This window comes from Eximiradius sp. (assembly GCA_937127445.1).
GTDB lineage: Bacteria > Bacteroidota > Ignavibacteria > Kapaibacteriales > UBA2268 > JAKIZO01.
Genome location: CAKZLY010000018.1, coordinates 121644 through 134543, shown reverse-complemented (window position 1 = coordinate 134543; position 12900 = coordinate 121644). Strand labels below are relative to the sequence as shown.

8 protein-coding genes are annotated in these 12900 nt (G+C 34.2%); 5 read left to right on the top strand and 3 right to left on the bottom strand.

Translation table 11 applies throughout. The features are described from left to right. The first annotated feature begins 12 nt into the window (after positions 1-12). From AC6QZF_RS06015 to AC6QZF_RS05995, 5 genes are all read left to right on the top strand, one after another. On the top strand, positions 13-2424 hold the full coding sequence (locus AC6QZF_RS06015) for a LysM peptidoglycan-binding domain-containing protein (protein WP_499798975.1): 2412 nt from the start codon (positions 13-15) through the stop codon (positions 2422-2424). Positions 2425-2498: 74 nt separating this feature from the next. Beyond that, the gene (locus AC6QZF_RS06010) at positions 2499-3287 is read left to right on the top strand and encodes an ABC transporter ATP-binding protein (protein WP_499798974.1); all 789 of its coding nucleotides are present in this window, start codon (positions 2499-2501) and stop codon (positions 3285-3287) included. A 61-nt stretch (positions 3288-3348) separates the two neighbouring features. Continuing rightward, the gene (locus tag AC6QZF_RS06005; RefSeq protein ID WP_499798973.1) at positions 3349-3840 is read left to right on the top strand and encodes a hypothetical protein; all 492 of its coding nucleotides are present in this window, start codon (positions 3349-3351) and stop codon (positions 3838-3840) included. Next, positions 3837-5237, top strand: coding sequence for a sigma-54-dependent transcriptional regulator (locus AC6QZF_RS06000; protein WP_499798972.1), 1401 nt, complete (start codon positions 3837-3839; stop codon positions 5235-5237). Before AC6QZF_RS06005 ends, AC6QZF_RS06000 begins: the two co-directional genes overlap by 4 nt. Before the next feature lie 3 nt (positions 5238-5240). Next, complete coding sequence (locus AC6QZF_RS05995) at positions 5241-9125, top strand: UvrD-helicase domain-containing protein (RefSeq protein WP_499798971.1); 3885 nt, start codon at positions 5241-5243, stop codon at positions 9123-9125. 213 nt (positions 9126-9338) lie between these two features. On the opposite strand, the gene tyrS is transcribed toward AC6QZF_RS05995, so the two are convergent. From tyrS to AC6QZF_RS05980, 3 genes are all read right to left on the bottom strand, one after another. Then, positions 9339-10550, bottom strand: coding sequence for a tyrosine--tRNA ligase (tyrS, locus tag AC6QZF_RS05990; RefSeq protein WP_499798970.1), 1212 nt, complete (start codon positions 10548-10550; stop codon positions 9339-9341). Positions 10551-10574: 24 nt separating this feature from the next. Continuing rightward, entirely contained in the window at positions 10575-11564 is a 990-nt protein-coding gene (locus tag AC6QZF_RS05985) for a CNNM domain-containing protein (RefSeq protein ID WP_499798969.1), read from the bottom strand. Positions 11565-11733: 169 nt separating this feature from the next. After that, positions 11734-12828 carry a PorV/PorQ family protein gene (locus AC6QZF_RS05980; RefSeq protein WP_499798968.1) on the bottom strand — a complete coding sequence of 365 codons (1095 nt, stop codon included), beginning with the start codon at positions 12826-12828 and terminating at the stop codon, positions 11734-11736. Positions 12829-12900: the final 72 nt, after the last annotated feature.

Genomic DNA, 12900 nt, shown 5'->3' with positions numbered 1-12900 from the left:
ATCGGAGTTGATATGAAAGTAAAGAAATTTATAAAATATCGAGCGTGGAAGGAACTGTTGTTTTTTATGTTCTGTTTTTTTCTTTTCCTTCCTGAGCCAGAATATTCCTTTTCCCAAATAACCCGCAAAAGAGCTGAACATTTAGAGAAAATTTACAAAGATAGACAAAAATTCAAAGACGAGTATTCAGATTTAGACAAAAATAGAAAAGTCAAAATCGAAACCGACGATTTTGTCTCTGCAACACTCGAAAAATCTCGTCAATACTATTTGCAAGCATTGATTCTTATCAAAAAAGGTGATACTATTAGTGCTGCTCGTTATTTTCAACAAGCGATTGATAACTTGAATAAACTCGTAAGTTATCCAAATATCGAATACAACTCAGAGTTTAATGATTTATCCCAATCTATTGTTGAAGATTACGAAAACTACATTACTAATATAGACAACCTCGATGAGAATGCCCCTCTGTTCATTATTCGTGATAAATTATTCCAGGAAATCGAAAAAATACCTGCAACCCCCACACCAGTGGTTCAAAAACCATTTAATTCAACATATTCAAGCCAAAAGTACCCTAATAGACACACTAAACCAGACAGCCTTGTAATCCCTCTAATTGACCACGACCTTGTTAATCGTAGTATTACATTCCTTACTAAAAACAAACGTGGGCAACATTTTGTTCGCCAGTGTATGGAACGTGCTGGCAAATGGTTCCCTATGATGAAACGTATTGCCGAAGCAGAAGGAATGCCCGAAGAAATCGTCTATTTATCTATGATAGAATCGGGACTCAATCCTAATGCTGTTTCTCGTGCAAGTGCTGTCGGATTGTGGCAATTTATGCGCGCAACCGGTCAAGATTATAATCTTAATAAAAACGAATCTTTCTGGGTAGATGAAAGACGCGACCCAGAAAAATCTACTTATGCAGCAATGCGCCATCTTCGCGACCTCTATAATGAATTTGGCGACTGGCATCTTGCTCTTGCTGCCTACAACTGCGGAACTGGTTGCATACGACGCTCAATTAAAAAATCTAAACAGGATAAACCTTCTTATTGGGATATCTTAAAATTTCTTCCTAACGAAACCGCTATCTATGTCCCCAATTTTATTGCAACCGCAAAAGTGATGATGAATCCTGAACTGTATGGATTTGACGAAAAGGAAGTCTCTTATCAAAGTGAATATAAATATGACATTTTCGAAATAAAAGAGCCAACTAATCTCTCCGCTATTGCTAAAGCTGCCGGAATTAGTTTGGAAGAACTCAAGGAACTCAATCCAGAACTCTTGCAAAACGTTACTCCTCCTGATAAGAAAACTTATTATATTAAAATACCTTATAACTCATACCAGACTTTTACTAAAAATTTCGAAGATATACCTAAAGAAGAAAAACAACCTTTTATTTCTCATACTGTAAGTCAAAACGAATCCCTTACAGATATTGCCAGGAAGTATAATGTCTCTGTTGATAACCTTATTGCTATTAACAATTTAAGTGGATATAATGCAAAGATAAAAAAAGGTGATTCATTACGCATCCCGGTTGGTTCTGAACCTTTCGATTCAAGTAGTATTGTTCGTACTCCTACTAAAATAGATACTCTTAAACCTAATGTTGTTCAAAATCCTAACGTAGAAAACACAAACGTCGGTCAAATTATTTCTCATATTGTTCAACCTGGAGAAACCATCTACAGCATTTCAAAACTTTATGGTATTCGTCCAGCTGAACTGCGAAACTTGAATAATTTACCATTCGATATTGACAATCTTCAAGTTGGGCAAAAACTAATTGTTGCTCGAAATTCAATCAATAACAACTCCACTTTAAATCACAACTTATCCCAAAACCCTTCTACAAAAAATAAAATTGTTAAACACAAGGTTCGAAAAGGTGAAACTCTTGCTAAAATCGCAGAAAAATATTCTACAACAGTCGATAATATTATTTCCCTTAATCATTTGAAGAAATCTTCAATCAAAGTCGGACAGGTTCTCAAAATTGAACAACCAATTTCTAATTCTCAACCTACTTCTGTTCAGCAACCTCAGCAAAAAGTTGTTGTTTATACAGTAGAAAAAGGTGATAATCTTGCTTCTATTGCTCGTAAATATGGTGTCTCCGAAGATCAAATCCGAGAATGGAACAAAAACGATATAAAAGGTGATTTGATTATCGCAGGTTCTCGTCTAAAAATTTATCAATCGAACAAACCTGAAGCGAATAATAATCCTACAAAATTATCTAACAAAAATAATAAGCCTATTTATCATACTGTTAAATCTGGTGATACTTTGGAACGAATTGCTGGCAAATATAACGTATCAATTGATGATATTAAAAACTTGAATAGAGAAGTTAAAGAAACAAGACTTCAAATTGGACAAAAAATTAGAATTAAATAATTTGTTTTTATTATTTTTGAAAAGACATTCGCCACCCATAGCGATGTCTTTTTGTTTTTCTATTTGTTGAAAATATGATAAATATTACTAATATCCATAAATCTTTCGGTCCCAAAAACGTTTTGAAGGGTATCAATATTAGTATTCCTGATAATGATATTCTTTGTATTATCGGAAAATCCGGTTGTGGCAAAAGTGTTTTAATCAAAATCATCGTTGGGCTGCTCGAACCCGACTTGGGAACAGTTTCAATTGATGGTAACATAGTTTCACAGTTAGATAGAAAATCTTTGTATAAATTGAGGCAAAAATTCGGCTTTGTATTTCAAAGCGCCGCCCTTTTTGATTCGCTTACTGTTTTCGAGAATGTTGTTTTAGGACTTTACGAACACGGTCAAAGAAATATTAAATATCTCGAACAAGAAGCAATTAGAGTGCTTAAAGCCGTCGGATTACTCCCACAAACAGATGAAAATGACACTTCATTTATTAATGAATGGAAAATATTAAAAGATAAATTGCCATCTGATTTATCCGGTGGTATGAAAAAACGTGTTGGAGTTGCTCGTGCTCTGGTAGGAAATCCCGAATACATTTTTTATGACGAGCCTACTACTGGATTAGACCCAGTTACCTCTGAACAAATTGACGACCTGATTGCCGAGCTTTCCCATAAGCTCAAAGTAACATCGATAATCATTACTCACGATATGTTCTCTGTCTATAAAATTGCTGACCGCGTTGTTATGCTCAACGATGGTTTGGTGCAGTTCGAAGGCACGCCTGATGATTTAAACAAAACCAATGACCCCATAGTAAAAGAATTTCTCGATAGATATAAAAATAATACTAATCATTACTAAATTTTTTATTATTTGTCTTTTTATTATATTTGTTAATTATGTTCAACTGTTATTTCTCGAAATGAGAATAAGTACTCTTTCAATATTGTTACTTTTATTGCTGTTTTCTTGTTCATTGTTTAAAGGCAATAAGCCACAATTAGCTAAATGCTTAAATGAAAACGAGAAAAATCTTGTTCTTCGTTGGGGTGATTTCTTCCCGAAGGATAACGCTTTTTTTGGATATGAGATTAATGCTTACGGTGAGCTCTTTATTTTTTCAAAAAGCAATAAAAATCCAGAAATTAAAAAAGATAAAATAGTTGATTTGGACCATAAAGATTTTTGCAGTAAATTAAAACTTGCTCAAACAACTATCTTGAAAACCCAAACTTTGTTCTCACCCGCCGAGAGTAAAGCAAGATTTGTTGAGTTCTCAAATCCCGACCAAAATCTTAATATGCTTGCCGTATGGAACCCAGAATTTCAAAATAAAGGTTCTCGCCAGTTTCGTGAACTTTTTGATTCACTTAATAGTTTAGTACCAAGTATTCGAGAAATAAGAAATAGATGATGAAAGTAATTGCTCTAATAGTGGATGATGATCATGATTTCGCCTCAACAATGGCTGATATTGTTCAGTCTTCCGGCTATGAAACAGAAGTGGCCTATTCACCTTCACAGGCACTTTCGTTTCTGGATGAGAAACACAGATTTGTCGGCATTATTCTTTTAGATATTGAATTTACCCCCGGCGAAAAAATAAACGGTCTCGACTTGCTTGAAATTATCCGCAAAAATTATATTCAAATTCCTGTTGTGATGATTTCCGGCAAAGGCACTATTGAAGCAGCTGTACGAGCTACTAAACTGGGTGCTTCTAATTTCATCGAGAAAAGTATTATTTCCAAAGATAAAATTAAAGCTGTTCTCGATAGCTCAGCTCGCCACATATCTGCATTTTCCGAAGAACTCGAAGTTCAAAAATTCCTCGCTTCTTGCGGAATTATTGGAAAAAGCAAACAAATAATTCAGGTTGGCGATAGTATTATCCGTTATGGCCGCACCGACCTGAATGTTCTTATCACAGGGCAAACGGGCACTGGCAAAAAACTTGTTGCTAAAGCTCTTCACGCTATTAGCCGCCGCTCAAAATTTCCTTTTGTTACTGTTGATATCCCTAACATTCCTAAAGAACTGTTCCAGAGCGAACTTTATGGGCATATTAAAGGTGCTTTTAGCGGTGCTATGGAAACTAAACGCGGGTTATTTCAAGAAGCAAACAAAGGCACTTTGTTCCTTGATGAAATTGGTGACTTGCTTATTGAATTGCAATCAAATCTGCTCATCCCAATTGAAGAAAAAATTGTGCGAAAAGTTGGTTCTTTGCAAAACGAAGAAGTCGATATTCGCTTTATCTCAGCTACCGACAAAGATTTAATTGTTCTGATGCGTGAAGGGCGCTTCCGCGAGCAACTATATCACCGTTTGCGTGAATGCGAAATTTATATCCCGCCACTTTCTGAGCGTCGCGAAGATATTTCTGAAATTATAAATCATTACTGTCAAAAGCATAATAATGATTTCTCTGAATATAAATTTTTCTCTAATGATACTATTGAATTCCTTACTGATTATAACTGGCGTGGAAATGTTCGCGAACTTGTCAATTTTTTGAAACTTATTCTCCAAACTACACAAAAAGACAAAATAGAGATTTCCGATGTTAAAAAAGTTTTAGGCAATAATCATAATAATAGCGTCCAATATCAGATACCCGTTTTTGCAGCAGATAGAACATTAAAAGAAGATTTAGCGGAAGTTGATAAAAAGAAAATCGAAGCAACCTTAGCTCAGTGCAATGGGAATGTAAGCAAAAGCGCTGCTTTGCTTGGTATAAGTCGCGAAACACTTCATAATAAAATTAGACGCTATAATATTGATGTTTCTTTCTTTCGTAAAAAAAATTAATCTATGTCGTCACATAATCTAACGGATGAACAACAGCTCGCTCTTATGCGAGATAGGCACATCTCTCTTACTGCAAATGCTGGTTCGGGCAAAACAACCGTCCTGGTTAATAAATATATCGATATTTTGCTCAATTACCCACCTGTTCAAAGCGATGTAAGACGCATATTAGCTATTACCTTTACAAAGGTAGCTGCTTCAGAAATGAAATCTCGCGTCGCTAAAAAAATCGATGAACTCCTTAGCAAAGAAATTGAAAAAAAATATTATAATGCCGAAAAAATTCGCAAATTAAAAATTCTCCGCGACCGTATCCAGTATGCTAATATCGCTACTATTCATAGCTTCTGCAACTCACTTTTGCGTGATTATCCAATCGAAGCTGGTATCGCTCCTAATTTTTACGAACTTTCCGAATTCGATGCTCTTGCTTTGCTCGAAGATGCCATCCAAGATGTTTTCCTTGATTTTAAGAATTCACCAAATAGTTCTGATTTTATTGACTTATTAGTTCGTCATGGCAAGAAAAATATTATTTCTGTTATCAAAGAATTGATTCGTTTTAGAAGAAAACTATTTGCTTTAGTCGAGTTCTACAAAAATAGGGATGACAAAATTCTAATTTATTATAATTATAAATTGTTAGAATGCTATGAGAATTTTTTCACAAAATTTGATATTATTATCGATGAGTTCCTCAAAATTGAACACAATAGCGAAATAACTGACGACATTTGCGAAAAACATTCAAGAATGAAATCAATTTTCAGACAATTCAATCAATCCTTCTATAAGGCACCTCAAATTTTTGACATAAACTCAATACGTCTAATTTTCGAAATCTTCCAGGAAAAAACAAAGGCAAAAAGAAATCCTAAATTCATTAATTATCTTATTAAAAAGTTTCTACAAGAAACTGACCTTTTATCTACAAGTTTCAAAATTCTCTTTAATAAAGACATTCTGGAATTAAATAATGACCAATATCATTCTTTGCTGCTTCAACAAATTTCTGATGCAAGGCTGATTATCGACATCGCTTCAAAAGTATTTGAGAACTACCAAAATCTAAAGCAAGATATGTTTGCAATAGATTTCGACGATATGATTTTTCTTGTTCGCCAAATGCTCGAAAACAAAGATTTTGCAAAGAAAATTAGAAATCAATACGATTATATTCTTGTTGATGAATTTCAGGATACAAATAGCGAACAGTTTGATATTATCAGCAAATTGTGTTTCGATAATAACTCTCCAAGTCAAGATAATAAACTTTTCATCGTGGGTGACCCCAAACAAAGCATTTACAGCTTTCAAGGTGCCGAAGTCGAAGTCTTCCAGAGAGCAACTTCATCATTAGCCGAGAAAAACAGAGCTAATCCTAATATTGACCAGGACAAGTCATTTATTCCTACAAAAATCGACTACCTTGATAGCTCTCAATATTCCCAACATAATTTAAATGATGATAATAAGTTTGGCCTTCTCTCTCTTACTACATCTTTTCGTATGTCCCCGAATATTGCTGGCTTTGTTAATGTAATCTTTTCCAAACTAATTGGGGAACCCGTCCAAAAATTATTTGAAATTAAAGATTTAGAAAACAATATTAAGTATGAACCTATTGTCTGCGGGCGTTCTACCACAAAATTTATTAATAATTTTACTGAAGATGTTTCTACCGAGAAACCTCTCGGGTCAATTTCTTTTATCTTGAATGTTGATAATAAAATCACTAAAGATTTGACGCTAAATCTCACAATATCGCAAGGTAAACAGCAATTAAAAATCGAACAAAAAATTAAAAACAATGAGACTGTGAATTCAAAGAATAGTTACGAAGTTGAAAATTCTACCGAAGAAAAATTAATTGTCAAACACATAAAAGCAGTAATCGCGGGAAATTTAGATTACAAAGTTTTCGATAGTGAAATTAACGATTTTAGAAAACCAGAGTATAGTGATATTGCAATTCTTGCAAGAAAAAAATCAGGGTTCGGCAAATTGATAAAAGAACTAATTGCCAACAATATACCTTATGTTCTTGCGAGCGGTTCGGGCTTCTTTGCGACACCTGAAATTCAAGATATCCGCGAGTTTCTCAATTTTTTTGCTGATAAAAACGATGATTATGCTTTTGCTTGTGTCTTAAAATCTCCTTTTATTGGGCTAACCTCGGCAGACTTGTTCGAAATTATTGCTTACAATAAGCAAAATAATACTTATCACTATTCGCTTTATCACCAATTTACTGAGTATCATAATTATCTGAAAAATCTTAAAAATAATATAAATTTTGCAAAGTTTGATAAAATAAAAAATGTATTGGAAGACTTGATTTTCTATTCCACACGTATCAATGTTTCAAGCCTTATCAGCAAAATAGTAAGTCTCGACGGTTATAATTTCTATGTTTCAAAAACTCCTTCCGGAAATCAAATAAGATCAAATTTTGATAAATTAATTGACTATGCCCGCAAATTTGAAGCTCGTGGCTTCCGTTCTTTATACGATTTTGTTGAAGAACTTCACTATCTTTCCGAAAACTCAAAAGAACCCGAAGCCATTGCTTATTCTAATGAAAATGCTGTTATAATTTCTACTGTTCACGGGGCGAAAGGTGCGGAATTCCCTATTGTCTATCTTTACAATTCTAACTATATTACAAAGCCTGCATACAGTTTCCTCATTGACAATGATTTTGGGCTTTTGTTCAAGTTGAAGCAAATTGTCGATGGCGAAACTTCTGAGACTGATTTTATAATTAGAAATGTTGTAAAACATTATAATAAATCCAATGAAAATAATGAAGAAATTCGACTATTTTACGTTGCTTGTACCCGTGCAAAAGATCATTTGATTATTTCCTCTTCACTAACAAGAAAATTAGGAGGTGGTTTCGAAAAAGTAAACGGCTTTGCAGAGTTGCTTTTTGATGCACTCGATCTTGATTATGCGGAACAGGACTTCGAAACAGAAAGTATTTCTGAAAATATAACGACAGATTTAATGATATATACGATAAATAATTCTCCTAGTCCAAGATTTTTGAAAATACCTATTAATTTGTTCTCAAATTATTGCTTTATAGTTAATAATACTCCATCTTATGAAGTAACTATTACAAATAAAGCCAACAATCATTTATCCATTGGTGAAATAGTCTCTATTCCTAAAAACAAATTTTTCTATCCCACTCAGCTTGAAAAAGTGCTTGAAAGTGAAGAAAATTTCATAATAAAAAAAGAATTTGGCTTCGATGAATATGTTTTGGAAGAAAATATTTCCCGCGAAGCTGCTCTTTCTTTGGGTAGCGCTTTCCACGAACTAATTGAGAAACTTGATGTATGGATTAATCCCGATTTTAGTATTAATCTCGACGCTTTAACTGAAATAGCGCAATCTATTACTTTGAATTATTATAATAATTCCGCAGAAATGAATTATCTAATTGAACTAGCAACCAATTTTTACAATTCTCCGTTTATCACTAAATGTAAAGATATTTTGCTCTCATCTAAACGTGAATTTCATCTTGTCATGCCATTCGAAAGCCATTTCATTGGTGGTGTGATCGACTGCCTTGTTGAAAAAAATAATGGCAAAATCGAAGTTTGGGACTGGAAAACAAACTTTATTCGACAAAAAAGCGATTTATCCATTCTATGTGAAAAATATGAATTGCAAATGAAAATATATGCTTTTATCACTTTTCATTTATTTCATAAGGCTAATTCAATTATTTGCCGTCTATTTTTTATCCGCTCCTCATCAAAAGAAAACGATGAGGATTGGATTGTATCTTTCGAATTCTCACGAAACAAATTAGAACGCATTCACCAAGAAATCAAAGAATTAATGGATAGGACAGACGTTCACTTGCAATAAAAAATTAAAATTTGTTTCATTATTAGAAATACAAAATAGTTGGAACTGTTTCAATAGTAAGACCTTGTCTTTTTTATATGATTTCATAAAATTCCTTAGAAAAGTTTCTTGAAGTCAAAAAAATGAGTTATTAACCTGAAAAATCATAAAATTGTTCATTTTTAACTAAGATAGATATAAATACACTAGTCACATTTATTAATCAGCCATTTTTTATTTTGCTAATACATACAAAAACTTTCGCTTTCCTACTTTCAGCAATCTTTTGCTTTTTAAATCTATTTTTTGAAAAGGGTCATCTACTTTGTTCTGGTCGACAAACACACCACCTTGCTCAATTAATCGCTTGGCTTCTTTCTTCGATGGTGCAAGCCCAGTAGCAACAAGCAAATCCATCAGTCCCATTTCTGAATTGTCAATTTGCATTTCTTCAATTTCATCGGGAAGTTCTTTATTTTTGAATATTCTTTCAAATTCCTCGAAAGCAGCTTCAGCAGCTTGTTTGCTATGATATAACTCAACTATTTTCATAGCAGTTTCCACTTTCGCATTTCTTGGATGAACTGTGCCATTGGCAAGCCCTTTTTCAACAGCAACTGCTTGATTTTCCGGGGAAAATGCAGCATATCTCATATATCGGGTTATTAATGCATCAGGAATTGACATTACTTTACCGAACATTTCTTTTGGTGTGTCAGTCAGCGCAATATAATTATCAAGCGATTTGCTCATCTTCTCAACTCCATCTGTTCCTTCCAGAAGTGGCATCGTAACAATACATTGCGGTTCTATTCCATATGCTTTCTGAATTTCACGCCCTACAATTAAATTGAATTTTTGGTCAGTCCCGCCTAATTCGACGTCTGCTTTTATTTGAGCCGAATCCATTGCTTGTGCCAGTGGGTAAAGCAACTCGTGAACGCTAATTGGAATACCTGACTTAAAACGCTTCGAAAAATCATCTCGTTCGAGCAGCTGAGCAACAGTGTATCGAGCAGCAAGCTGAATAACATCACTAAAATTCATTTTCCCAAGCCAATCAGAATTATACACAACTTCCAAATTCTCTTTTTTCAATATAATTGTTGCTTGTTCAAGATAACTTTGTCCGTTAATACGAGTTTCTTCCAGCGTTAATTGAGGACGGGTTTTGGATTTTCCAGTCGGGTCGCCAATCATTGCAGTAAAATCTCCAATAATAAGTATTGCTTTATGCCCTAAATCCTGAAATTGACGCAGTTTGTGCAATACTACGGCGTGTCCGATATGTAAATCGGGACGGCTCGGGTCTGCTCCTAATTTTATATTTAATGGTTTATTGTTTTTAATTGAATTCTCTATTTTGCGTACAAGTTCGTCTTCGGGAAGCACCTCAATTGCTCCATCTCGAATAACATCCATTTGCTCATTTACACTTGGAAACATTTTCTCTCTCAATTAGTTCAACATTTATTTATTAGAAATTCGCCTCTTTAACAATGCAAGCTTTCTCATATCAACAGTTTTATCGGCCTCATCTACAATTTCTGTGCGTAAAATCTCTTCAATAACGTCCTCCAAAGTAACCAGTCCTTTCAATTCCCCAAATTCTCCAAATACAAACGCAATATGACGCCTTTCTTTGATGAACAAATTAAATAATTCATCAAGTTTCATATTTTTTTCAATATGTATCAAAGAACGTTTGTCGCAAATATCGCTAACTGTTTTATTCTCATCTACTTTGTAACCAATTAGTTCTTTGGAATACAATATTCCAATAATATTGTCTTTTGTATTCTCAAAAACAGGAATTCGGCTAAATCCTTTATCCTTTATTTCTTTAAGCAGATTATCGTCGATTTTTCTGTTTGCTTCGAGAGCGAAAATAACTGTTCTTGGTGTCATAATATCACTAACTGACTTATGCGAAAAAGACAGTGCACCGATGAGAAATTTTTCCTCGTCTTCGTCAATGTCAGAAAAAGGCGAGTCTTCGTGATGCTTGATTATTTCCTGAAATTCTTCTCTTGAATATACTGTTGGTCTTTCGGCCCCCAAAATTTTATCTAAAATAAAAGAAATCGGAGCCGCAATTGGATAGAAAATTACAATAAAAATCCAAACCACCCAGAAAAACGATGATGTGAGCAAAAAACCATAGCGTGCGGCAATTGCTTGTGGAACCATCTCGCCAATTATGAATATTAATCCTGTTGCTATAAATCCTGCAACAACCCCCGAAGCTATTGAGTTTAAAAAAATTGCCAATACTGCGTTTGTAGCAACATTCCCCAATAGCAAAGTGCATAAAAGCAAATTCGAACGTTTTCTTAGCGGGAGTATTCTTTTGGCTCTTTTGTTGCCAATTTTAACCTTGTTTTCTAAATCTGTTAAATTTATACTAAAAAAACCTATTGTGAGTCCAGAAAAAAAAGCCGAAAATAATACTAATGTCACTATTATCGCTAAATCGCTCATTTCTGTATGAGTATTTAATTATAACTAAATTATATTAAAAACAAAAATAACAATATTTTTTGTTGTTATGAAAATTCTTTTCAATTGTCTAAAAACGAACCCCGGAGAAAATCCGGGGTTAAAATAGATACTATATAATATTTCAATGTTATTTCAAATCAATAAGCATTGAAAACCGCATTGTATTTGCAAGTGGATGATTTTCCTCAATTGTATTGATAAAACTAAAATCAATCTTGAAAATATCATACTTTACACCTGCTCCAAAGTTCCAAAACTTACGGTTGCCAAGACGTGACGGCTCTGTAAAATATCCAGCACGAAATGCAAATAAATTCTCGTACCAATATTCTGCACCAACAGAAAATTCAACCCCCGGATTTTTCCAGGCAGTAACAAGTGATAATGGTAATGGATCGGCACTCAAGCTATCACGTTTTACAAGTAATTTCTGAAAATCGAAAGCAATTTTGAGATCGTTGAACTCATCTTTGACAAGTTTCCAGGCGGCTCCAATTTTCAAATTTGTTGGTAGTGGGTCAGATTCGTTAATGTATGTGATTTTGGGACCAACATTTTGAAGATTAAAGCCAAAGGACAATGGATTGCGTACTCCCAGTAGTTCATAACCCGATGGCTTATAAAGCAAACCAAGGTCAAACCCAACCGAATTGCCAGCACCGGCTTCTCGTTGTCCTTGTCCAACTGGTGCTAAATTAGAACGAATATAGCGTAACTGAAAGCCAATTCCTAAATCATTTGTGATTGGTGTCCCATAAGAAAGTCCAAGAGAAAATTCGTTAGAAGTGAATTTCCCGAGCACCCGTCCGTCCTCTGCTGTCCGAGTAAATTCGCCTAAGTTCATAAAAATGAAATTGAATGCAACTGTTCCGTCTAATTCTTCGAAAAATCGTCCAATTGTGCCGTAGCTATAAAATAAATCGGCATTAAATTGCGGGAGCCACGGAGAAAACGAAAGTGCTGTCTGTGTGAAAGGCTTATCACCACTTTCATTTTGGAAATAGTCTAAAAAAGCAAGCCCACCTGGATTCCAATAAATTGCATTTATGTCGTCAGCAATTGCAACGCCTGTTTCGCCCATACCGCTTGCTCTTGCATCAGGGGATATAAGCAAGAACGGAACAGCCGAGCCACCAGCCTGGCTGTATGCGATTTGTGAGCTAACAACAATACCTAATATAAATGCAAGCGCTGTAATTGCTGTTTTTCTGGTCTTTTTCATTAATTTCCTCCAATTATTCTTATTTAAAATTTAAACGTTTTTTTCTTTAAATTATTTATTATTAATCAAATA

Coding starts and splice junctions, on each gene's coding strand:
- AC6QZF_RS06015 (WP_499798975.1), top strand. CDS start 13: ATGAAAGTAAAGAAATTTATAAAATATCGAGCGTGGAAGGAACTGTTG.
- AC6QZF_RS06010 (WP_499798974.1), top strand. CDS start 2,499: ATGATAAATATTACTAATATCCATAAATCTTTCGGTCCCAAAAACGTT.
- AC6QZF_RS06005 (WP_499798973.1), top strand. CDS start 3,349: ATGAGAATAAGTACTCTTTCAATATTGTTACTTTTATTGCTGTTTTCT.
- AC6QZF_RS06000 (WP_499798972.1), top strand. CDS start 3,837: ATGATGAAAGTAATTGCTCTAATAGTGGATGATGATCATGATTTCGCC.
- AC6QZF_RS05995 (WP_499798971.1), top strand. CDS start 5,241: ATGTCGTCACATAATCTAACGGATGAACAACAGCTCGCTCTTATGCGA.
- tyrS (WP_499798970.1), bottom strand. CDS start 10,550: ATGTTTCCAAGTGTAAATGAGCAAATGGATGTTATTCGAGATGGAGCA.
- AC6QZF_RS05980 (WP_499798968.1), bottom strand. CDS start 12,828: ATGAAAAAGACCAGAAAAACAGCAATTACAGCGCTTGCATTTATATTA.